We start from the raw sequence: 22945 nt of genomic DNA, 5'->3' as shown, positions 1-22945 counted from the left end.
GGCAATGATATGAAACGAAAAATCTTATTGGTTGACGGCTATAATATGATTGCCTTTTGGCAGGAAACTCGCCAGCTCTTTCAAAAAAGTGAGCTCGATGCGGCGCGCAACATCCTCCTGCAAAAACTGAGCCATTATGCTAGCTTTGAAGGGATCGAAGTCATCTGTGTCTTTGATGCCCAGTACATGCCAGGAGTGCGGCAGACCTATGAAGAGTTCAATGTTCAGGTGGTCTTTACGGGTGAAGATGAGACGGCAGATGATTATATCGAGCGCTTGGCGGCAGAGCTCAATACGCCCCTCCACCAAGTATCGGTAGCGACCAGTGACTTAAATGAACAATGGACTGTCTTTGCTCAAGGAGCCCTTCGGGTATCCGCGAGAGAGTTAGAAAAACGGGTCGCAGTCGTCAAAGGAAACCTCAATCAGGCGCAGCGAGTGGTCAACGATCAAAAACCACCCATGCGACCGCTCGATCACCAAGTATTGCGACAATTACAAGAAATGATGGGAGACAAGTAATGACATTTGCCATTTTAACAGATTCGACCGCAGATTTGGACCAAAACTGGGCCAAGGAACAACAGGTGACCATCCTTGGTTTGACCATTGAGTTAGATGGGACGGTTTACCAGACAGTAGGCGAAGATCAATTGACTAGCCCTGAGCTGTTAGAAGCCATGAAAAATGGGGCCAAACCGACAACTAGTCAGGTCAATGTGGGCCAATTCCAGGAGACCTTTAAGCACTTTGCAAAAGAAGGAAGACCCCTGCTTTATGTGGCTTTTTCATCGGTTTTATCAGGGACCTATCAGAGTGCAGTCATGGCACGAGACCTTGTTTTAGAAGACTACCCGGAAGCAGTGATCGAGATTGTCGATCCTAAGGCTGCGGGAATTGGAGAGGGCTACCTAGTCATGCGGGCAGTAGCTGCGCGTGATGCAGGACACTCATTAGCAGAAGCCAAAGAAGAGATCATGGCGCTGGCTCCAAAACTGCGGACCTATTTCCTCGTCGATGATCTCTACCACCTCATGCGTGGCGGTCGCCTCTCAAAGAGTGCGGCGATCATGGGAAGTCTAGCCAGCATCAAGCCCATTCTCTGGATAGATTCAGAAGGAAAATTAGTCCCTATTAGCAAGGTTCGGGGACGCAAAAAAGCCGTCCGAGAATTATTGGAGCTGATCAAAGCCGATATCGGTGAAAGCACAGCCCTGGTCTCTTATACAAACGATCTAGAAGGAGCCCAAGCGTTGAAGGCAGAAATGCTTGCGCTTGATGGCATTGATGAAGTTCTTGTGATGCCCCTTGGGCCAGTCATTTCTGCCCACGTCGGCCCAAATTCCTTGATCGGATTTGTCATAGGAAAAGAAAATCGCAAATAATTTTCCAAATCGGTTGACTTTTATCTTAGAATTTTGATACAATAGTAGGCGGTATTGTTTACCCCATTTGTAAGGCCCCGGAACCTTTCAAATAACTCGCGGACCGGAACATCCGCCCTGTAAACAAAAACGACATTCATATAGGAGAAATCATGAACAAAACTACATTCATGGCTAAACCAGGCCAAGTAGAACGTAAATGGTACGTTGTTGACGCAACTGATGTACCTCTTGGACGCCTTTCAGCAGTTGTTGCTAGCGTGCTTCGCGGAAAAAACAAACCAACATTCACACCACACACTGATACAGGTGACTTCGTAATCGTTATCAATGCTGAAAAAGTTAAATTGACTGGTAAAAAAGCAACTGATAAGATCTACTACACTCACTCAAACCACCCAGGTGGATTGAAATCAATCTCTGCTGGTGAACTTCGTTCTAAAAATGCAGTACGTTTGATCGAGAAATCAGTTAAAGGTATGCTTCCACACAATACTCTTGGTCGCGCTCAAGGTATGAAATTGAAAGTATTCGTTGGAGCTGAGCACACTCACGCTGCACAACAACCAGAAGTTCTTGATATTTCAGGACTTATCTAAGGAAAGGAACAATAAAGTATGTCACAAGCACAATATGCAGGTACTGGACGTCGTAAAAACGCTGTTGCACGCGTTCGCCTTGTTCCAGGAACTGGTAAAATCACTGTTAACAAAAAAGATGTTGAAGAGTACATCCCACACGCTGACCTTCGTCTTGTAATCAACCAACCATTCGCAGTTACTTCAACTGCAGGTTCATACGACGTTTTCGTTAACGTTGTAGGTGGTGGATACGCTGGTCAAGCAGGAGCTATCCGTCACGGTATCGCTCGTGCCCTTCTTCAAGTAGACCCAGACTTCCGCGATTCATTGAAACGCGCAGGACTTCTTACACGTGACTCACGTAAAGTTGAACGTAAGAAACCAGGTCTTAAGAAAGCTCGTAAAGCTTCACAATTTAGTAAACGTTAATTCGAAAGAATTACTATACTTACAAAGAGCACCTTTCGGGGTGCTCTTTTTTATACTTTCTTACTAAATTGGTGCAATTGACACAGTTGTTGCGACTTTAGTCGCTTACAAATGTGGCTGCAATTTGACGAAGTCAATTGCCTCAAAACGTTAATCAACACGATACTATCAACGTTTACAGACATTCAAGAATTTTCTCTTGGATGTCTTTTTTTTGTTCAAAAAACTAAAGTTCACCCCAAAATTCACCCCAAGTTCACACTATTGCTTTTTGAGACTTCTAAAGGCTATTTCTCCTGATGTTTGATTTACTATTTCAGTAGTATTGACATAAGTCTTTGGCTTGGCTATGAGCAACAGTATAACAATTGTTATTTATCGTCCCACTTACATTTATTATATAAACAAAATGTTTTTAAAATATATATTGAAAATAATGTAATAGTCTGTTAGACTTAAAACAAAAAGTATAGAGAGTTTAAAGAGTCGTTATGAACAATTATTTTGATTTAATATATGATATACAACCTAAAGAAGACGAAAAAATTCTTTATGTTCTTGATACAAATTACTTATCATATGCTATGCAATTAGTAAATTCTTGGAATGATTTTTTTAAAGCAATGGAGAAAGTTCAAGATAGATTATATATCCCATTTGTGGTATATATTGAAATAATTGATAACATAAAAATTCATATTTCCTCAACTGAAAAAAGACTACTAGAGATTAAATCAGCATTTGATGCTATCATTAACTTAAAACAAATATTTGATATTGATAAAAAGGAATTAAACAAATATTTATATAAAAAGGTATTATCTAAAAATAGTAATAACCTAGATTCAGATATTAATTTTAAGTCTGTCGCAAAAGATCAGATAGATTCTATTATCGATAGAATTTGTAATTCTTTATTGAATCAAGTTGATTCTTTAAATAAACAACTAGAAACTCTTGCTAAGGCTGAAAAGATTGATATTTCTAAATATAACATAGAAGAATATAAAAATAGTATCCCTCAACGATTGCAGAAATTAAATAATATTTTTACACGAGAAAATGTTGTTGGTAAAGAATATACCAAGAAAGAGCTAGAAGAGCTAAATTCTATAATAAATGAAAGATTTGAAAACAGTATTCCACCAGGATATAAGGATTCAGTTAAAGATAGTAAGGGTAATCCCTATAGAATATTTGGTTCTCTAATATTTAAAAAATCTCACGGCGATCCTATGTTTTGGCTGGATATTATGAAATTTGTAAAAGATTCTGATTACGATAGGGTAGTGATTGTATCAGATGATACCAAGACAGATTGGAGTGAAAAAAAAGGAGATAGTAAGCTTAGAAAAGAATTAATAATTGAATTTGCAAAAGAGACTGGTAAAAAAGTTTCAAGAAAAAAATGTATAGATTTTGTTGAAGATATTTTAAGTCTAACTGATTCTGAACGGGATAATATCGAAGAAGAAATCACTGATTTTGTTAATTATGAAGGAGTATATGAACCAGGATATGGTTTAATTGAAAATGAGAAAGCATTTGATGATACTATAATTGTAAGAGCTAAACCATCGAACTTTAAAAAAATATTTTTGGAAGAAAAGTGTTGGTATTCCGTATCAATTGATGAGAGTAGAATACCGTATTTAAAATATATTGCTGTATATCAAACATTCCCAAAATCACAGATTACACATTATGCTAAAATCAAGAAGATAATTAGTTCTCCTTATGATAGCGATAAAAAAATGATAATTTTCGAATACGATCCAATATCTCTACCTGAACCAATTCCATTAGGTGATGATAAAAATGCAATGCAAAACAATAGATACACACACTTTTCAAATTTATTTAATTCTCCAAATATCGATGCTATGTTATATTGTGATTTCGAATTCTATAAATCATCTCAAATATTTAACCTTGAAAATAATGATATATTAAAAAATTCTGGATCATTAGAAGAGTGATTAATTTTTATTAAGCAAGTTTTTTCGTAATATTTATGGATTATTCTTTCTACAGTTTATACTTAAATTTCTATTTATTTAGAAATGCCTTAAAGTATTGATATCATAGATTTTTTTATCAAAATATCTAACTTCAATAGATAATTTTGAATTATTTTGCTATCCTAGTATATAATTAAGAAACTAAAAGGAACAATATAAAAAGGGGCGCGTAGCCTCTTTTTCCTTGCATTTTAAAATCCAGATTTTTAATGATAGTAAAAGCTTAAAGAATATTAAATTAAGTCTTGCATTTTCCTCATTTTAGACTCCGATCTTTCAGGGGAATAAGTCTTTTTCGGAAGAAAGTCCTAAATAATCGCTTAAAAATAGGATAAAGAATTGAATAGGTTATATTATAAAATCTATCTCTACCGTAAATATAAATTTTTCGTAAAGTTAAATACAACTTATATAGTAACCGTATATCATCATAAAATATGCACTGAATCGCATAGAGATAATCAATTTTTTGGGTTTAGATACTGTAAAATGTCTTGCATGATACTAAAATAATGAATTAAAAATAGTTGACAACTAGAAGAAAAACGCTTACAATATCATTGTGCTGTGACTTCCATTGTTGGCGAACTAGAGTCGCCCAGAAGGAGGAAAGACCATGAAAATGGATAACAAAACCCTTGCTCGTCTTGAGCTAGCAGCAGAAGTCCTTTTAGCACTAAAAGAAATTGTTATCAAGTATATTGAAATCAATAATAAAAGGCTAGAAGGTTAGCATACAGTTTTACTGTATGCTTTTTGTTTAAAATTTATAGATAAGAATTGAGAGAAAATGATTTTAGATAGATACAAAGCTATTATAAAAAAACACACCAATGATTTTAAAGAACTATTCGAGCGTAAAGTTTTTGAGGGTAATTTTAAAAGATTTGTAAATGATAGGCCTGGATATCGTTCAGATTTTCCTATATTAAATATTGCTTCGGATAATTTTTATATTTATCAAAAATATGAAAGAACACTTCAATCAGATATTCGAAACTATTTAATAAATCCTATTTTAGAGGAATTATTGAATGAGAGAGGTTATGAAATTGAGAGTCAGCTAGAAAGTATGAGAAATTGTATAGATTTCAGAAATTCTGATATAGAGGATTATAATCTTTTTACGTTTCAATTTATTATTGAGAAGGAAAATAGTAGAATTGGTGTTCGATATACTGAATTATATGATTACGATGATGTTGTTAGAGAGTTAATAAAAGATTTTCGAATTGATAAAGTTATTATTTTACATTTTTCAAAGGATGTGAATATTGCATCAAATTTATATTCCAAAATAATAGATATATCTCATTATTCAATTAAAAATTTTTTAGATGAGTTCATCAATGAAAATATATATCAATATTTTTTAACAACTTTAACAAAAGCGATAGATGATATGCAAGAGTTAATCGGTTTTGATGTGATTCCTAGATTAAGTATGTCTAATCTAGCTAAAGTTAGACTTGATTTAAGAGAGAATTTACAAAATGTCAATTTAAAAGCACTAAGTTATAATTCCCCAAAAAAATTTAACAATCTAGAAAAGTGTGATTTAGATATAATTAACTCAAATTTAAAGAAGGGTAAAGCTGAAGTATTATTAGGAAAATCAGATTTCGCTATCTCTTATCTAACTTCTGAGTATTTGTACAAAGTGCTAGTTGATAATTGTAACTTTGATTATACTTCTGTTGTAGCAGGATATCTAAAAACAATTGAACAGTTCCTTTATCAAATTTTATTATCTCAATTAGATATTGATAAAAGAAATCAATGGATCAAAAGAGGGAAAAAGTATATTTATAGGGGGAAAAAAAAGATATATGCTAATAAAGAAGACATAAGAGAGAATCCAAATAATAGTGGTAATTATCAAATTTTGGTTACTAGTCATAATCTTAAATTTATGGATGTTAGTTTAGGTTCGCTAATTTGGTATATAACCGATAATGAAGATTGTTTGGAAATAAGTGAGCAGGGAAGAAATTTGTTAAACAGACTTTTGCTAGATTACAAAGATTCTGTTCGCAATGGGTATTTTCATAAACACAATCTAGAAGATATTGAGGAAGTGAAGCGTATTAGAAATAACACTTTATATCTTCTTTGCTTTTTAATTGGAAGTTTAAAAGATTTTGATATTACTAAATTTGGTTTTTTAGATTTTTCTTATACTCAATTCTATATATCGATTTTTAAATATCCAAAGTGTCTTCCTTTATTAATCCAGGAAACACCAACTAGTCAACCGCAGTTGATGAGAATGGTTTATAATCAAGAGCCCGAAATTTATAATGAGTATGGCCAAATCCAGCAAGATATCTATTTTGCCAAAATAGATAATGCTAAAATTTTGTATGAATCAGTTGATGATGTTCCCAAGAATGATCTAGTGATTTTTAATACTAATAATGTCCCTTATCGTGTAGAATATAATAGTAGTATTATAGTTTCTAGCCCTTTTAATATAATTGAAATTTATAAAAAGAGTGATTAGATTAGGAAATATATTGTATAGTTCTTACAGCTATGTATTGAATTAACTGAAATTTTATTAATTCTATTACGTTTTTCTTTTTTAAGAAAATATATGAATTCTAAAAATTACATTCTGATATAGAAATTTAAACAAAAAGCTATCCTTCTAACTGTAATGAATTACAGTTAGAAGGATAGCTTTTTATTATTTGGTAATATTTAAAATCCAAATCTTTCCATTATCTATTTTTTTTTATTAAATCCATTGAGAACAAATGGGATCAGCGCACCAATTATGGTACCTGCAATAGCAGCAGACTTAGAGGATACAATTAATTTAGAAGCCTGAGAGATTTCATCAAAATCTAGATTTTCTTCTTCGGCTTTAGACAATACTTCTAATAACATTTCAGCACGTTTAGCTCTATCAGAGTCGGTTGACTTTAGTTTTTCAATTTCAAAATCAACCACTGTTCGTATTGCAATGTAATGTAGTTTGGTTAGTTTGCTATTCTTTGTTTCTAAATTACTAATGGTCTGTTTAGTGACTCCAATAAGATCACCTAAATCTGCACTTGTCCAATTTAAGATTTCTCTGATAGACTTTAAATTGTCTTGCAGTATTTGTCTTGTTCTCTCGTTTGAGGGATATTTTTCTTTTTTCATTTCACGGCACCTACAATTCTGTATTTACATTATAACAGAAATTTGGGCTATAAAAAAGCATTGTTTATGTCAAAAATATAATTTAAATAAAAAATAATTGACAAACTAAAATTAATGGACTATAATATCGGTATTCTTAAGAAAGTGAGGAATAAAGTAATGATTAGCTTGTTAAAAATAAAGTGAGTCATATGTTTGTTCTAGATTCTGTGTCAGAAGCATGACCAGAAGTGTTTTGAGGTAGTGTATACCCTGCCGTTCCATTATAGGAGGAAAGTCATAATGAATTTACAAGTAATGCTTAATATTGCGTTGATTATTGGAATGATCTATTTTGTTGTTAGAAGATATATTATTGCATCAAAATTTACAGATTATATGATTAAGAATGGCGGGGAAGAAATTGAATTTATAAAAGAGAACAACTTGAGTTTCTCTGAATGTGTAAAATTGCTTAATAAAAAACATAAAATTGGGATAGTCAATGCATTTTCTGTTGTAAACTGTTTAAGAGAAAAGTAAACACACTAATAAAGGAGAAAATTATTATGGACGCAATTGTTAAGAAATTAGCAGGTTTTGGTTTGCCAGCTGTAGTCTTGTTAATAGCAATGAGTACAACAGGTCTAGCAGGTGCGGCAGCATTAACTACAGCATTGGCTGCTCTTGGACCATTTGGCATGTTGGGTGGAATTGCTTTATTAGGATTTTTAGGTTTAGTTGCAGATTCAATTGCTGGATACGGTTATGAAGAAGTAGCAAAGCGCGTAGTTAAAGAACAATTAAAAACTACGTCTAAATCTGAAATGATTAAAAATATTAGAAAACAACCAATTACAAAAGCAATGAAATTAAAAATTATTGACTTTGTTGAACATATAGATGATTAATTTGAAATAAGAGTTAATATTATGTTAAAATTATACGAGTGTAGAGAGTGTGGCGAACAGTTTACAAAAAATGAAATTGATTGGGAAGGTAGCGATGAGAGGGATGAGGCTTATTACTGTCATGACTGTTCAAGGTTTCTAGAACAATGTGGTATTGACGCAATGGATCCTGATGGTTTTGGGTATGACGAATATGGGAACTGGGATTCGGAACGACTAGGTTTATAAATAGTTATGTTATTTGTTTTTTAAACGATTTAATAATACTACTTAAATATACAACGATCTAGTTATTGCCTTCGAAAAGAGAGGTTGAAATTATGATAGAAGCTTATCTCAAAATTCACAGGAATGTATTACCAGTTTCTGGAACTAAAAAAGAAGTGTTTTCTAAAAGTCTAAAAATTGCAAGTAAATATGGAGATATAATAGCTAGTGATGAATTATTTGGAATTATTTATCTTAAAACAAAGCTAAATTTACGATCTCTACATTTCCCAAAGAAAATTAAACTATCATTTGCTTGCATTGAAGATCAAGATATAACCATAATAAAGTTTGATGATGTCTTTGATGTTACGAATCTGTGGCTTATGGAGGCTTTTGGAAAGGAATTTTCAAAACAATAACAATCTGTTGGCTGTAAAGGTAGGGGCTTTGTAACTATACTGGAATTTCTCTAAAGTTTCAATATCTATTCTTTTCAATTTTATGTGAGTAACAATTCTCTTAAATATTTTTGTGAAATTTTTTCAATTAGTATGAAAATAACACTTTTCAAGCTAGACTAGGAAAAAGCTCGTAAAGCATCACAATTTAGTAAACGTTAATTCGAAAGAATTACTGTACTTACAAAGAGCACCTTTCGGGGTGTTCTTTTTTATGCTTCCATACTAAATTGGTGCAATTGACACAGTTGTTGCGACTTTAGTCGCTTACAAATGTGGCTGCAAGCTGATAAAGTCAGTTGCCTCAAAACGTTAATCAATACGATTATATCAACGTTTACAGACATTCAAGAATTTTCTCTTGGATGTCTTTTTTTGTTTAAAAAACTAAAGTTCACCCCAAAATTCACCTTATTTTCACCTTATTGTTTTAGTGATTTTAAGGCAAATTTACCAACTGCCATAGGAACGACAACAGAAGTAGTTGTGGACTATTTTTGTGAATGTTCAAATTAATCATTAGAAAATTGTTGGCAGTTGAGAGCTCTAAGTAAATCATTTTGATACAATTTATGGTCGCACATAGATAGAATGTCACAAAAGAAAGTGCGGCTCGTTAAAAATTTCATTTTTTCAGAGATCGGTCTCTTTTTACATGATTTACCTATTAATATGAGTAAATGTTAAGGATAAGTGTTCTTTTTATTTTTTGGCGAATGCCGGCCTTTTTGCCACAAATGAATATCAACATCTTTCGAATGGAATAGTTGACAACTGTTTTTAAGAATTATACTATTGAATTGAATAGATAAGGAGTTGATTTGATGCAAGAGACAATGATTGATTACAAACAAAATATTTACCAAGAGCTATCTCGCTTAACAAAGGGGATAGGAAGTGAGAAGCGTCTTGATATTTTAAATATATTATCTCAGGGACCAAAGACAGTTGAGGGAATTGCGCATGCGACGGGGCTCTCTGTTGCCAATACTTCGCGCCACCTTCAGATTTTAAAAGAAAGTCACTTGGTGGTGACGAGTCGAAATGGTAATTTTATCCGTTATAGCTTGGCTTCTGAAAAGGTTGTCCAGTTAGTCCTTCTGTTATTCGCCGTCGGTGAAGAACAGTTAGCAGAAGTCAGAGCGATTGAGTCAGACTATGATGAGGCAGCTGGTGTTCCTCAGATTGAGCTCGCTAATGCAATTGAATTAGCAGCAAAGACAGATGCTCTCCTACTTGATTTAAGGCCTGTTGAGGAGTATGAGGCAGGGCACTTGCCAAAAGCTCTTAATTTACCAATCGATGAGTTTGATCAAAAAAAAGCTCAGCTTCCAAAAGAGAAGACCATCATTGTTTATTGTCGCGGGCGCCAATGTGGTTATGCTAACCTAGCAGCACAGGATTTACAGAATTTGGGCTACAGTATCTATAGTCTCAATCGCAGTTTTGCTGATTGGAAGTGGGGTGCATCCTCTCGTTCAGAACTTGAGAGTGGGGACAAAAATCGGTAATTCGTTAGAATTCGATTTCGTCGTCCCACCTCCGCACAGTTGAGTAGGGCTGTAAAAGCTGATGAAATCAGTCTAGTAGAGCCCACTCAACCACTGCGTCTTGCTCGACAATCCAAAAACAATTGAGAGGCTAGGACTTTTGTCCCAGCCTCTTTTCTTATAACCGGAGACTTGTGAGCAAAATCTTTGCAAAATAGATTTAGTGTGTTATAATTCAATTATTCAATAAAAAAGTTGAATTCTTTTTTACCTAACCTATTCAATAATTTTATTGAATTGCATCTTTGAAATACTTCTTATTTAGTATCTCAAAGAAACTAAGTGATACAAATTGGATTTTTAGAAGGGCTAAGTTAACCTTTTTGAAATTCATTCTTTTATTCTTATGCTATTCAATTATATGATTGAATAGAAGCGATTTATTTTAGATAGGAGTTTTTTATGACGACACAACTAACAACCGAAACATTTGCGAAATCTATCCAAAATGGGGTAAGTTTTATCGATTTTGGGGCGCAGTGGTGCCCACCTTGTCGGATGATGGAGCCGGTAGTGGAAGAACTTTCACAGGACTTTGACGGCAAAGTAACGATTGCTCAGGTGGATGTGGACCAATCACAAGATCTGGCCAATCTCTTTGGCATTCGTTCTATCCCAACAATGGTGATTTTTAAAGATGGCAAACCCGTTGATGCTCTTGTTGGTGTTCATCCTAAACAAACATTGATGGAAAAAATCCAAGCACAGTTATCATGAGGTGATTTATGTATGATGCAATTATTGTAGGTTCAGGACCTGCAGGGTACACAGCTGGCATTTATTTAAGTCGAGCTGGTTTGAAAAATCGATTGATCACAGGCTATTCTGAGGGTGGTCAATTAACCACCACAACCCTCGTAGAAAATTATCCAGGTTTTGAAAACGGGATTGATGGCAATAAATTAGTCCAAACAATGCGCCGCCAAGCAGAACAGTTTGGCACCGAAATGACCTTTGGATTTGTTCAAAAAATTGAAGGCGAATCGTCTCCTTTCAAGGTATATCTGGATAATGGTGAAATCATTGATACCAAGGCCGTTATTGTCGCAACAGGCTCTAGTGCTAAATACCTAGGGATTGAAGGCGAAGAAGAGGCCATCGGAAAAGGTGTCAGCGCTTGTGCGACCTGTGATGCTTTCTTCTATAAAGAGCGTGAAATCCTTGTAGTTGGCGGGGGTGATGTCGCTATGGAAGAAGCCCTCTATTTGACACGCTTTGCATCGAAAGTGACTGTTGTCCACCGCCGCAATGAGTTACGCGCATCTGATATTATGGCCAAACGGGCTAAGGCAAATGATAAAATTCATTGGATGTTAAATTACACGCCTGTCAAAGTTACATCTAATCTGATGGGAATGACTGGTTTGGATGTTCGTAATAATGAAACAGGTGATATTGAGCACATTCAGGCTGACGGTCTCTTTGTGGCCATTGGTCATCAACCAAACACCGCTTTTCTTGATGGAAAATTAGCATTGGATGAAAAAGGCTATATTCAAACACAGGCAGGAACAGCAAAGACCTCTGTTGCAGGTATTTTTGCAGCTGGTGATGTGCAAGATCCAAAATACCAACAAGCCATTACTGCAGCAGGCAGCGGTGCCATTGCTGCCCTAGATACATTGGCCTATATTGATAACCTATGATGAAATCAATCACGTCTAGTATCGAATTAGAAGAACTGTTAGCCGAACATCAAAATCTAGCTCTTCTTGTTTCAGGAAATCAATGCAGTCTATCGTCTCTTGGGCAAAAAGAACTCATAGACATGGCTGAACGAGAGCATTTGGTGCTTTACCAAGCAGATATTTTTCAAGTGCCCCGTCTCATTTCTTTATTTGGCATTCAGCCTACCCTGACGACTTTATTAATCTTTAAAAAGGGTCAATTGGTGGATAAGAAAGAGGTTTAAATGGCAAGACAAGCTTTGATATAAAGGAAAAAGAAGGCCTACCTGGTTCAAGAATACTCACGCTGTTTGGCATGCGGCCGCTCGCATTCGGCCTACAGCAAGTTTAAATTTTGTCGGATTTGTTTACGCCAGCAAGCTTACCAAGGTGTCATTCTTGGGTTGGAAAAAGCTTCTTGGTAGTGGAAAGAAAGAAAGGAAGAAAGAAATATGGAAATTAGTTACTGGTCAGATATTGCCTGTCCATTTTGTTACATTGGTGCTAGTCGGATGAAGCGTGCTATGGCAGCTGTTGGTTTAAACCCGGAAGATTTGACAATGAAAGCTTACCAGCTAAATCCCAATGCGCCTTTAGAAACAAGTGAAACCATGCTCACAGAGTTTGCTTCCAGTCACGGTATGACCACTGAGCAAGCTAAAGCTCAGTTTGCGCACATGGAAAGCATGGGAAATGAAGAAGGGCTTCATATTGATATAGCGGGGATTATCCCAACCAACACCTTTTCAGCTCACCGTCTTATTAAATGGTCGCAGAAGTATTTAGATAAAAAAGATCATCAAAATTTCATTACAGCCTTGTACCATCTTTACTTTGAAGAACATGCCAATATTGCGGATCATTCTGTGTTACTAGATGTTATCAGTGAGTTCGCTCTACCACAAGAAGAGGCAGCGCAGGTACTTGCTGGAGATGCGTTTGCTGACGAGGTCAAACGCGATATCTTAGAAGCACATCAATCAGGCGTTCAAGGTGCACCTTTCTTTGTTCTGAACAATAAGTATGGCATTTCAGGTGCTCAGCCTTATGAATACATGTTAGCAGTATTAAAACAAATTCAAGCAGAGGAAGGAGCACAATAACATGATAGATACCCCTTTTCAACTATTAGACAGCAATTCAGAAGAGACAGGTTTAGTTTGTGGGATTGATGGCTGCAGCATAGCGCCCTCAACACAACCGTTAGAAACTCCCTCTCAGCCATTAGAAAAAAGCAGTCATTAGGAGGACAGAATGGAAAAACAAAGAGTAGAAGCCTTGTCAGATGCTATATTGGCCATTATTGTCACAATTATGGCCTTGGAGTTACAGTTACCTAATGAATTGACCGTAGCAGGACTTAGAAGCATGCTACCCATGCTTTTTATCTACATTACTAGTTTTTTGCAAATCATGGCAGTCTGGCTATATTATCATGAACTCTACAAATTAGTAGATCATGTCAGCTTTCGTTTATTTGGAGCCAATAGTTTTTGGCTTTTAACAGCTAGTTTTGTTCCCTTAGCGACTCGAGGGATTGGACAGCATTCCGCTAATTTTGCCTTTCTCCTGTTTTACCTCATCGTTCTTGCCCTTTGGGATGTAGCTTGGATAATCATGACAGCAATGGTGATCAAGACGAGTCAAAGACCGTTATCAGCTGAAGAAAAAAAGATACCTTATCGGTGGGCACTATTATATGGATTGCAGCTAGTGACCATATTATTAGTTGGTTATCTTTTTCCAAATCTCATTCCTTTTGCCCCGCTACTGATGATTATTAATGTTATCTATGGTTTTTTAAGCAACAAATCTTGAAAAAGACTAAAAATAATGGCTAACTAGCATCGGTTATAAAAACCAGGCTTGAAAATGGCCCGTAAAGTATCACAATTTAGTAAACGTTCTTCGAAAGAATGACGTTACTTGCAAAGAGCACCTTTCGGGGTGTTCTTTTTTGTCAAAATCTTATAGATTGATAATTAAGAATCTTGGTGAAGGGTATCAGGTAAATGAAAAGATCAATCGATAATTCCTTATTTCTCTTTATGTTCGTTTAATATCTACAATGTAAAAAACTCTAGCTATCAGGTAGTTGATAGTTAGAGTTTTTTCTATTCATATGATTTAATGAGATTAAATAAGGCCTCTACTTCTGATGACGGTGTAGCTGATTTGAGATAAGCATAATAAACTGTAAATGTGATCTGATCCTCCGGTATTAGAGGGATTTTTATTAAATCATCATCTTCATCAGAAAGTGCGATATCAGCCAGTAAACTAAGGCCAATCCCTTTCTTTAAAAGTTCTTTAAGAATGACAATATCATCAGTCTTAAAGAATATTTCTGCCTTGTTTTGATGCTTTTGATTAAGCAGTTCAAAAGCTTTCAGGTGAACAAAGTGTTCGTCTAAAAGTATAAAGGGTTGATCTACGAAATCTTCAAAAGCGAGGGAAGGAGCAGTAGCAAGAGGATGGTTCTTAGATAAAACGACATACAGTTCTTTATGAAAGAGTTCATGTGTCTCTATTGAAGGATGATTGAGTGGTTCAATCAAACCGAGTAGACTTGCATCAAGGTCTCCCGTGAGGAGAAGGTTTAATAACTCCACGGAGCCACCGCGGATAGGGCGTACCTTTTTTAAAAAATCGAATTTTTCTTTTTGATTTAAGGCAGCAAAGAGATACTGAATGATAATAGGAGGGAATCCTACAGTAGAGTAATGGGCCAAAGACCGATTTATTTCTTTGTGAGCAGAACTGACCTCAGGTAAGATTAGTTTTGTGTGTTTTAGAAGGATTTCTCCTTGAGTAGTCAGTTTGAAGGATCGGTGTGAGGGATCGTGGTGAATCAACTCACAATTAAAAGCCTCCTCTAAGCGCTTGATGGCATAAGAAATAGATGGTTGGCTGACCTTATGTTGTTTTGCTACTTCCGTATAGGATTGAAGCTGGCAGAGGTCATAAAAATATTGTAAATCTTTTAAATTCATATAGGGCTCACTTTCATTAGTTGGAGAAAGAAAATAAGTAGAAATCACCAGATAAATAAATTTTATCCGTATCCTATGATTTGACTATACGAGTATTCGCCGGTTAAAATCTAAGTGAGTCAGGGATATCAGAGGTTATCTAAGATACTTTCGAAAATGCTTAACATTTTTTCTCGTTTTTCAACAGGGAGCTGTTTAACCTTCATGTTGATTCTTTTGAGAGAAAGATTGTCAGTCTTATCAGAGGTTGATTCAAGGCTATCAAAATTGAAAAATTCCTCTGGGGTCATCTCTAGGGCGTCAATCACTTTTTCAAGACTGTGAATGGTCAGATTCACGTTTTGGTTTTCGAGTTGGTTGATATACTTAAGCCCGAGTCCCGCTTGTTCCGAAAGTTCTTCCTGGCTCATTTTGTTTTGTGTTCGAAAATATTTCACTTTTTGGGAAATATATTGTTGTAAATAGTTTTTAGTTGTCATATAAATAGAATACAAGTTTTGTATGACAAAAAAACATCTCAAAAAGTACAAAGTACTATATAGCGAACCTAGAGGATGCTTATTTTGATTAGGATTGCTAATTTCTATGATTATTTTGCTATACTCGAAACTTTTAGGAAAGAGTAATTGTCGAGGATTTGATGAGTTCAGAAATTTATAAAACAACTTAAAGTATCATCAATAATAGTGTTTTAAGTATAAAAGAGCTTATTAGAAAATTGTTCTCGTAAACTCATTATAACATATGCGTACACGATTGTATTTTATATACAACAAAGTTCTGCAAACGATTCATTTTAATGGTATAATATAAGTAAAAAGGAGGTTGCACTATGACTGCACATGATATTTTAAACAATCCTTTCCTTAATAAAGGAACTGCCTTTACCTTGGAGGAGCGAAAGGAACTTGGACTTATTGGTTTACTGCCACCGTATGTCCAAACAATCGAAGAACAAGCGGCACAAACCTATGCACAAATGCAAACAAAGGTCAATGATCTGGAAAAACGTTTGTTCTTAATGGAAATCTTTAATACAAACCGGACTCTTTTCTATTACCTCTTTGCTCAACATTTGGAAGAATTCAATCCAATTGTATATGACCCAACCATTGCAGATACCATTGAAGGCTATAGTGACCTCTTTGTAGATCCACAATATGCGGGATATCTTGATATCAACCATCCTGAAAATATTGAAGCCACTTTGAAAAATGCTGCTGAGGATCGCGAGATTCGTCTCATTGTTGTAACAGATGCAGAAGGAATCCTTGGAATCGGTGACTGGGGAACAAATGGTGTCGATATTTCTGTTGGGAAATTGATGGTCTATACGGGTGCTGCAGGAATTGATCCTTCTATGGTCCTTCCTTTAGTCATTGATGCAGGGACTAACCGTGAAGAACTTCGTAACAATCCTAATTACTTAGGAAATCGCCACGAACGTGTTCGCGGAGATCGATACTACGACTTCATTGACCAATTTGTTCAAACAGCAGAACGTCTCTTTCCTAAACTCTACCTTCACTGGGAAGATTTCGGTCGCTTGAATGCTGCCAATATTCTTGAAAAATACCGGAAACAAATTCCGACTTTTAATGATGATATTCAAGGTACAGGAATCGTTACCTTAGGTGGTATCTTTGGTTCATTGGATATTAGTGGTGAAAAATTAACCGATCAAGTTTATCTCTGCTATGGTGGTGGTACTGCGGGTGCAGGAATTGCCTCTCGTGTTCTTCGTGAAATGGTGAGTGAAGGTCTTTCCGAAGAAGAAGCTTATAAACGTTTCTTTATGGTTGATAAACAAGGTCTTCTCTTTGATGACATGGATGACCTAACCCCTGAACAAAAACCGTTTGCTAAGAAACGTGCTGACTTTAGTAACGCAGACAAGTTGACTGACCTGCTTGAAGTAGTGAAGACTGTGAAGCCAACCATTCTTGTAGGAACTTCAACTCAACCTAATACCTTCACTAAAGAAATAGTAGAGGCTATGTGTGAAAATACAGAGCGTCCGATGATCTTCCCTTTGTCAAATCCAACCAAACTAGCAGAAGCGAGTGCCAAAGATTTGATTGAATGGTCAGATGGCAAAGCTTTTGTCGCAACAGGAATTCCTGCTGATACGGTTTCTTATAAAGGTGTCGACTATGTGATTGGTCAAGCCAATAATGCCTTGATTTACCCAGGTCTTGGTCTAGGTATGCTGGCTTCTGAAGCAAGTCTTTTGACGGATGAAATGATTGGAGCAGCGGCTCATTCATTGAGTGGTATTGTCAATCCAGGTCAACCAGGAGCTCCTGTCTTGCCACCATTCAAGTATGTAGCAGATGTTTCTATTAAAGTAGCAGAAGCAGTCGCTAAAAAAGCACAAGAGCAAGGTCTTGCGCATGCTAAGGAAACAGATATGGCCAAAGCAGTTCGTGATTTGAAGTGGTATCCAGAGTATAAATAATTCACTGCTGCTGCCTATCCTTCGCTAGCGACAGATTTTTATGGGCTGTGGACGTAAGTAATTTAGAAAGGATACCTATGTCACTCTTTTTAACCTCGATTACGAGTATCATTCCGATTATCGCTATCATTGTTTTGGGGTATATTCTTCAGGTGAAGGGATGGTTTGGAGATGACTTTGGACCTAACCTGTCTCGTTTGATCATGAATGTAGCCTTGCCAGCGTCAATCTTTGTGTCGGTAATGAAATACCTAACACTAGATAAACTAATCAGTCTTTCTGGAGGTCTCCTTTATACATTTGTGGCCTTTATCTTGGGCTATATCGTAGCTTATATTGCAGTTATGGTTTTCAAGGTTCGTCCAGGACGGCGAGGAACCATGATTAATACCTTTGCGAATGCCAACACTATTTTTATTGGTTTACCTTTAAACGTTGCTCTTTTTGGGAATCAGGCTCTTCCTTATTTCTTAATTTACTATATCACCAACACGATTTCCACCTGGACATTGGGCGTGTATTTGATGACGAGTGACAGTAAATCGGGCCAAAGCAAGAAGACAAGTAAATTTGACTGGAAGAAATTGCTACCAGCTCCGCTTGTAGGTTTTCTTGTGGCTCTGCTATTTTTGATTCTTCGAATCTTTATTCCAGATTTCGCAACCAATACCTTAACCTATGTTGGAAATATCGTCACTCCTCTATCTCTGATTTATATTGGTATCGTTCTTGCAAAGGCAGGCTTGAAAACTATTACTTTTGATAAAGATACAATTGTCACTTTAGTTGGACGCTTTATCCTAGCTCCTCTAATCATGCTTCTTGTATTGAAGTTCTTTGCACCAAATATGGCAACAGTAGAATTTAAGACCTTTATGATTCAGTCCGCTACACCAGCTCTAGCTGTTCTCCCTATCCTTGCTAATCAGGGAAAAGGAGATGTGGAATTCTCTACGAATGTGGTGACTCTAAGTACGGTTCTATTTATTGTTGTTATTCCAATATTACAAACTTTGCTAGGATAAGAAGGAAGAGGATAGGATTGAAAGTTTTGCGTTAAGAAATTTCCCTATTTTAGATACATAAATTCTTATTTATTGAAATCAAAATCAGAAGAAACTCTTCGGATGTTTCCTATCAAGCGCTTTTGAGCTGTCCTAAAAGTCAGACTGTTCAAACCAGGCTTGAAAAAGGCTCGTAAAGCATCACAATTTAGTAAACGTTAATTCGTTACTGGAAAGCAGAACACAAACGAAAACACTTTGCAGTTTGCAAGGTGTTTTTTTCTATGAGAACTGGCGGTGCGCAATTAGGATAGCTCTAGCGACTTTAGTCGCATAGAGATATGCTATGCACAGTTGCCCCAAGAAAACAAGCGAAGCGATGTTTGATTGGATGGCAACCACTGCACTCAAAACGTTCATTCGAAAGAATTACTATACTTACAAAGAGCGCCTTTCGGGGTGTTTTTTTGTATTTTCATACTAAATTGCGGCAATTGACACAGTTGTTGTGGCTTTAGCCACGTACAAATACGGCTACATCTTGACAAAGTCAGTTGACTCAAAATCTTAATCAATACGAAACTATCGACGTTTACAGATATTCAAGAGAACTCTCTTGGATGTCTTTTTTGTTTCAAAAATACAAAGTTCACCCCAAAATTCACCTTATACCTTTTGTGATGTTAAGCCTTCATATTGTCACTGTTTAGAGAAATGCTCTAAGCAATTTTGAATCAGAATGAGCAATTTGACTTAAATTATTTACAAAATGACAAAAATCATGATATTTTTGACTAATATCATTGTCAAAAATAAAAAGATATGTTACAATGTAATCAAGTTAAAGAAATAAGAACTTAAATAGGGAGGAACTATGTGTGCAACGTTAATACTATCTTATTTAATAGTAAAGGAGGAAAGATCAAATTCTACCATTTTTAGGCTATCTAAGCCAAGTGGTTGAATTTGATAGACAATGGTAAATATGAAGCTAAAAAATCGTTTAAAAGAGCTTCGCGCTCGTGATGGTTTAAACCAAACCGAGCTTGCAAAGCTAGCAGGTATATCGAGGCAGACTATTAGTTTGCTAGAGCGTGATGAGTATACCCCCTCTATTATTATTGCCTTGAAAATCTCTCAGATATTTCATGAGCCAGTAGAGTCGGTATTTCGCTTAGAGGAGGAAGAATCATGAACAAATATAGAGTAATTTATTATCTTTGTATCATTGCCTTTGTAGCAAATGTTTCGATGATGATCGGGACCTTGCTGGGATGGTTTCACATTTTAGACAGTAATTATTTTTTCTGGAGTAGCTTGATTTTTAGTTTAGTATTTGAGCGGATAGAAAAGAAAGTAAAAGAAAGAGAAAAAGTATAAAAGGAGTAAGATTATGAAAGAGTTTTTGGCAGAATTTCAAGTGGATACCGAACACAAAGAAATTGCAGGGGTTTGTGCGGGTATCGCTAATTATTTCAAGGTAGATCCCCTGATGGTTCGTGCATTAGTTGTTTTGCTTTTTCTATCTTCGATAGAAATTAGTCTTCTCACAGTGATAAGTTATGCTCTTTTAGCTGGCTGGATGGGAAGTGAATCTCTGGAAGAGGTCATCAAAAAATCAGGGTACAAGATCCTATTTTTCTATATAGTTGCCATTCTCCTGAATAGCTTTGGTGATCAAGTGTTAACAGCTAGCTTTGGATTTGGTCATGCTCTGGTTCAAGGGCTACTTGGTTTATTTTAGAAAGAAGATGGAAAATGAAAAAGAAACATTTATTACTATTGTTAGGAAGTTTATTGTTGGGTGGTTTAATTGGAATGTTTGGTGCTGCCTTCACAAATCTTCATTTAAACATTTCTCAAGAGCAAGTACAGTTTGTTTTGACGACCTTCTTTTTCTGTCTGGGAATACTATCGACCATAGTAGCTCTTTATTTTATTATGAATAGTAGGAAAGCTTATGATAGCTACCTAGCAGAAGAAGATGATGAATTAAATGAGCTGGCTTATATCAAGATGTATCGCTCTCTAGATTATGGGACAGTTGCTTACAATGTTTTGCAAGTTAGTATGTTTTTCAGTTTGGTTACCGTGTTACCTAGTCATGATCTTCCGTTATCAGTTTTTCTCTTAGCGGTATTAACCATTCTTGTTGGAAGTTTCTGCGTCAAAACAACGAGCAAAATTCGTAATTACCAGATCTCTATTTTAGCCACACCAAAAGAGGTATTAGACTATCTAGAAACGTATGATGAGGGAGAGAAACAGGCGGAAATGGCAGAGGCTTATTTAATCTTGTTCAAACTCAATCAGCTAATCTTACCATCGGTCTATATCATCTTATTTGCCTTATCCATCATTCTTGGTGAAGTGCAGTTAGTTGGTGTCCTTATAACGGCTCTAATCCATCTCTATATTAATATTGCACAATTAAGAAAAACAAAACGATACTTTAAATAGCGTGGATTTATATGAATGGTGTCGAAAATGGAGGTGAGGATGTTGAAAGGGATGAGTCAATCAACATTTATTCTGTTTCAAGATAAAGCGAAAACATAAAAAACTGAAAAGATCGTAAAGCAGCACCATTTAGTAAACCTTTCTTTAAAAGAAAGACAATCGTTATAAGAGAGTGGGACAGAAATCGGTAATTCGTTAGAATTCGATTTCGTCGTCTCACCTCCGCACAGCTGAGTAGGGCTGTAAAAGCTTATGAAATCAGCGTAGTAGAGCCCACTCAACCACTGCGTCTTGCTTGACAATCCAAAAACAATAAAGAGGCTAGGACTTTTGTCCCAGCCTCTTTTTTCTATACCTAAGATGAATGAAAAACAAAAAACACCCTATCTTCCCTAGTCAAATAGGACTGTAGAAAATAGGGTGGTTTTAGAACTTTAAGGATTATTTATCGTCTTTGTGAAGGATATTCTTCACGCCCTTGATAGCTCCTTCAACAGCTTCTTTTGCATCTTCAGCAACTTCTTTAGCTTTTGATGCAACTTTTTCAGCAACGCCTTCAGCTTCTGTTTTTGTGTCGCCGGTTACTTTGCTGAGACCTTCCTTAACAGAACCTTTAACTTGGTTTAATTTATCTTCTAATGACATAGCGCCACCTCCGTTAAGTAAATAGTTTTTAATCTGAATTGAAGACAGTTCATTTAAAAAATTAAAACTATTTAGTTCAGATCAATATAAGTATATGCTTTCTGAAATGGAAAGTCAAATAATCGTTACGGTATTCTAATAATAGGGATGAGGTCTGAATAATGATCGACTAATAGGTCACGATATTCAGGCTTTCCAGCAAAGATTTGAAACGAAAGAAGCCAAAAAGTTTTCTGTCTCCAATAAAATAAATGGTATAATGGTCGTGAATGGATACATCGTAACGCTATTTTTTGAAAAAGAGAAGAGAAACATGAAAAGAATCCTCAAAACCTACCCCGTTGTCAGTACTTTGTCTTTAACTTGTTTGTTGCTCGGCCTGTTGACTTCCTTTTATGGGGATGCTATGTATGACCTGTTGGCCTTTCATTCGAAGCCGGCCTATGCTTGGCAGTATGTCAGTGGGAACTTGATGCATGGCAGTAAAGGAGCCCCTGTCTGGTTTTTATGGGTCCATTTGATTTTAAATGGGCTCATGATTCTACCTTTTGGCGGACTACTGGAAAGGAAGAGAGGCTCCAGACAAGTCTTGATCGTTTTTGTGACGGCGACAGCTCTCTCTTCCAGCGTTTTTCATCTTTTAACGCAAGGGCAGGACATTCAGGCAACAGGGATCTCTGCTGTAGGCTATGCCTTTGTAACCGGGGGAGTCTTGCTCCTGCCAAATATGTGGAAAGAGTATTCACTCTCCGTAAAACTGTTTTATCTATTCTTAGTTTTTCTATCTGGCCTCATGCTCTTACCGGCTATCACCGGCTGGATCTCGACTTGGCTGCACCTTTCAGGGATTGCCAGTTATCTATTGGTCTTTTTCGGAAGTAAAAGTCTGAAGAAGGCTCCTACCAATGAAGCTGGCTCTTAAGCGAGATTTTCATCTTCCTTCCTTGACTCTTCCCTCACTGCGCCGTATAATACTCTATATCAATGAAAAATCACCTTTTGTCATTGCGCAAAGGGTGATTTTATAACGAAAAAAAGGAGACA

At 36.0% G+C, this 22945-nt stretch carries 28 protein-coding genes; 24 read left to right on the top strand and 4 right to left on the bottom strand.

Going from position 1 to position 22945, the window contains the following annotated elements; genetic code table 11:
• The first annotated feature begins 9 nt into the window (after positions 1–9).
• The 6 genes from ACVC7Q_RS05265 (at position 10) to ACVC7Q_RS05240 (ending at position 6919) form a co-directional block, all read left to right on the top strand.
• Positions 10–522 carry an NYN domain-containing protein gene (locus ACVC7Q_RS05265; RefSeq protein WP_014712893.1) on the top strand — a complete coding sequence of 171 codons (513 nt, stop codon included), beginning with the start codon at positions 10–12 and terminating at the stop codon, positions 520–522.
• On the top strand, positions 522–1385 hold the full coding sequence (locus ACVC7Q_RS05260; protein ID WP_447265095.1) for a DegV family protein: 864 nt from the start codon (positions 522–524) through the stop codon (positions 1383–1385). Before ACVC7Q_RS05265 ends, ACVC7Q_RS05260 begins: the two co-directional genes overlap by 1 nt.
• A 152-nt stretch (positions 1386–1537) precedes the next feature.
• On the top strand, positions 1538–1984 hold the full coding sequence (gene rplM / locus ACVC7Q_RS05255; protein ID WP_002876943.1) for a 50S ribosomal protein L13: 447 nt from the start codon (positions 1538–1540) through the stop codon (positions 1982–1984).
• A gap of 18 nt (positions 1985–2002) precedes the next feature.
• Complete coding sequence (rpsI, locus tag ACVC7Q_RS05250) at positions 2003–2395, top strand: 30S ribosomal protein S9 (protein ID WP_002893764.1); 393 nt, start codon at positions 2003–2005, stop codon at positions 2393–2395.
• A 491-nt stretch (positions 2396–2886) separates the two neighbouring features.
• Complete coding sequence (locus ACVC7Q_RS05245) at positions 2887–4374, top strand: PIN-like domain-containing protein (protein ID WP_447265094.1); 1488 nt, start codon at positions 2887–2889, stop codon at positions 4372–4374.
• Between the two features lie 832 nt (positions 4375–5206).
• A complete protein-coding gene (locus tag ACVC7Q_RS05240; protein WP_447265093.1) occupies positions 5207–6919 on the top strand; it encodes a hypothetical protein in 1713 nt (570 codons plus the stop codon).
• 224 nt (positions 6920–7143) lie between these two features.
• On the opposite strand, the gene ACVC7Q_RS05235 is transcribed toward ACVC7Q_RS05240, so the two are convergent.
• Positions 7144–7566, bottom strand: a complete 423-nt coding sequence (locus ACVC7Q_RS05235) for a helix-turn-helix transcriptional regulator (RefSeq protein WP_447265092.1) — start codon at positions 7564–7566, stop codon at positions 7144–7146.
• A 282-nt stretch (positions 7567–7848) separates the two neighbouring features.
• Between ACVC7Q_RS05235 and ACVC7Q_RS05230 the strand changes: the two genes are divergently transcribed.
• From ACVC7Q_RS05230 to ACVC7Q_RS05180, 11 genes are all read left to right on the top strand, one after another.
• Positions 7849–8088, top strand: coding sequence for a hypothetical protein (locus ACVC7Q_RS05230; RefSeq protein ID WP_447265091.1), 240 nt, complete (start codon positions 7849–7851; stop codon positions 8086–8088).
• 26 nt (positions 8089–8114) lie between these two features.
• A complete protein-coding gene (locus ACVC7Q_RS05225; RefSeq protein WP_447265090.1) occupies positions 8115–8456 on the top strand; it encodes a hypothetical protein in 342 nt (113 codons plus the stop codon).
• A gap of 21 nt (positions 8457–8477) precedes the next feature.
• Positions 8478–8684, top strand: a complete 207-nt coding sequence (locus ACVC7Q_RS05220) for a hypothetical protein (protein WP_447265089.1) — start codon at positions 8478–8480, stop codon at positions 8682–8684.
• Between the two features lie 92 nt (positions 8685–8776).
• Positions 8777–9085, top strand: coding sequence for a hypothetical protein (locus ACVC7Q_RS05215; protein WP_447265088.1), 309 nt, complete (start codon positions 8777–8779; stop codon positions 9083–9085).
• A gap of 863 nt (positions 9086–9948) precedes the next feature.
• Positions 9949–10635 carry an ArsR/SmtB family transcription factor gene (locus tag ACVC7Q_RS05210; RefSeq protein WP_447265087.1) on the top strand — a complete coding sequence of 229 codons (687 nt, stop codon included), beginning with the start codon at positions 9949–9951 and terminating at the stop codon, positions 10633–10635.
• Positions 10636–11076: 441 nt separating this feature from the next.
• On the top strand, positions 11077–11391 hold the full coding sequence (gene trxA, locus ACVC7Q_RS05205) for a thioredoxin (protein WP_062005158.1): 315 nt from the start codon (positions 11077–11079) through the stop codon (positions 11389–11391).
• A gap of 8 nt (positions 11392–11399) precedes the next feature.
• Positions 11400–12320 carry a thioredoxin-disulfide reductase gene (trxB, locus tag ACVC7Q_RS05200; protein WP_447265086.1) on the top strand — a complete coding sequence of 307 codons (921 nt, stop codon included), beginning with the start codon at positions 11400–11402 and terminating at the stop codon, positions 12318–12320.
• A complete protein-coding gene (locus tag ACVC7Q_RS05195) occupies positions 12317–12586 on the top strand; it encodes a hypothetical protein (RefSeq protein ID WP_447265085.1) in 270 nt (89 codons plus the stop codon). Before trxB ends, ACVC7Q_RS05195 begins: the two co-directional genes overlap by 4 nt.
• A gap of 42 nt (positions 12587–12628) precedes the next feature.
• Positions 12629–12766, top strand: a complete 138-nt coding sequence (gene rpsN / locus ACVC7Q_RS05190; protein WP_447265216.1) for a type Z 30S ribosomal protein S14 — start codon at positions 12629–12631, stop codon at positions 12764–12766.
• 27 nt (positions 12767–12793) lie between these two features.
• Positions 12794–13444 carry a DsbA family oxidoreductase gene (locus ACVC7Q_RS05185; protein WP_447265084.1) on the top strand — a complete coding sequence of 217 codons (651 nt, stop codon included), beginning with the start codon at positions 12794–12796 and terminating at the stop codon, positions 13442–13444.
• 151 nt (positions 13445–13595) lie between these two features.
• Complete coding sequence (locus tag ACVC7Q_RS05180) at positions 13596–14159, top strand: TMEM175 family protein (protein ID WP_447265083.1); 564 nt, start codon at positions 13596–13598, stop codon at positions 14157–14159.
• Between the two features lie 296 nt (positions 14160–14455).
• On the opposite strand, the gene ACVC7Q_RS05175 is transcribed toward ACVC7Q_RS05180, so the two are convergent.
• Together ACVC7Q_RS05175 and ACVC7Q_RS05170 are read right to left on the bottom strand one after the other, a co-directional pair.
• Complete coding sequence (locus tag ACVC7Q_RS05175; RefSeq protein WP_447265082.1) at positions 14456–15334, bottom strand: LysR family transcriptional regulator; 879 nt, start codon at positions 15332–15334, stop codon at positions 14456–14458.
• Between the two features lie 128 nt (positions 15335–15462).
• Entirely contained in the window at positions 15463–15813 is a 351-nt protein-coding gene (locus ACVC7Q_RS05170) for a helix-turn-helix domain-containing protein (RefSeq protein WP_061597224.1), read from the bottom strand.
• 353 nt (positions 15814–16166) lie between these two features.
• Between ACVC7Q_RS05170 and ACVC7Q_RS05165 the strand changes: the two genes are divergently transcribed.
• The 6 genes from ACVC7Q_RS05165 (at position 16167) to ACVC7Q_RS05140 (ending at position 21256) form a co-directional block, all read left to right on the top strand.
• Positions 16167–17792: a malolactic enzyme gene (locus ACVC7Q_RS05165; RefSeq protein ID WP_447265081.1), complete on the top strand. Its 1626-nt coding sequence runs from the start codon at positions 16167–16169 to the stop codon at positions 17790–17792.
• Between the two features lie 77 nt (positions 17793–17869).
• Positions 17870–18817, top strand: a complete 948-nt coding sequence (locus ACVC7Q_RS05160) for an AEC family transporter (protein WP_447265080.1) — start codon at positions 17870–17872, stop codon at positions 18815–18817.
• A 964-nt stretch (positions 18818–19781) separates the two neighbouring features.
• Complete coding sequence (locus tag ACVC7Q_RS05155; RefSeq protein ID WP_031576108.1) at positions 19782–19991, top strand: helix-turn-helix transcriptional regulator; 210 nt, start codon at positions 19782–19784, stop codon at positions 19989–19991.
• On the top strand, positions 19988–20176 hold the full coding sequence (locus tag ACVC7Q_RS05150) for a hypothetical protein (protein WP_013904663.1): 189 nt from the start codon (positions 19988–19990) through the stop codon (positions 20174–20176). Before ACVC7Q_RS05155 ends, ACVC7Q_RS05150 begins: the two co-directional genes overlap by 4 nt.
• A 13-nt stretch (positions 20177–20189) precedes the next feature.
• Positions 20190–20540 (top strand): PspC domain-containing protein, encoded by a 351-nt coding sequence (locus tag ACVC7Q_RS05145; RefSeq protein ID WP_129299764.1) that lies wholly within the window; start codon positions 20190–20192, stop codon positions 20538–20540.
• Positions 20541–20554: 14 nt separating this feature from the next.
• Positions 20555–21256 carry a DUF3169 family protein gene (locus tag ACVC7Q_RS05140; protein WP_447265079.1) on the top strand — a complete coding sequence of 234 codons (702 nt, stop codon included), beginning with the start codon at positions 20555–20557 and terminating at the stop codon, positions 21254–21256.
• 441 nt (positions 21257–21697) lie between these two features.
• Here the strand turns inward: ACVC7Q_RS05140 and ACVC7Q_RS05135 are convergent, their stop codons facing one another.
• The gene (locus ACVC7Q_RS05135; RefSeq protein ID WP_447265078.1) at positions 21698–21901 is read right to left on the bottom strand and encodes a CsbD family protein; all 204 of its coding nucleotides are present in this window, start codon (positions 21899–21901) and stop codon (positions 21698–21700) included.
• Positions 21902–22214: 313 nt separating this feature from the next.
• On the opposite strand from ACVC7Q_RS05135, the gene ACVC7Q_RS05130 reads away from it, so the two are divergent.
• Positions 22215–22823, top strand: coding sequence for a rhomboid family intramembrane serine protease (locus ACVC7Q_RS05130; RefSeq protein ID WP_447265077.1), 609 nt, complete (start codon positions 22215–22217; stop codon positions 22821–22823).
• The last annotated feature ends 122 nt before the right edge of the window (positions 22824–22945 follow it).

The sequence above is a fragment of the Streptococcus sp. W151 genome (assembly GCF_053010205.1).
Note: the sequence above shows the minus strand (reverse complement) of the source record. Positions and strands in the feature narration are given on the sequence as shown.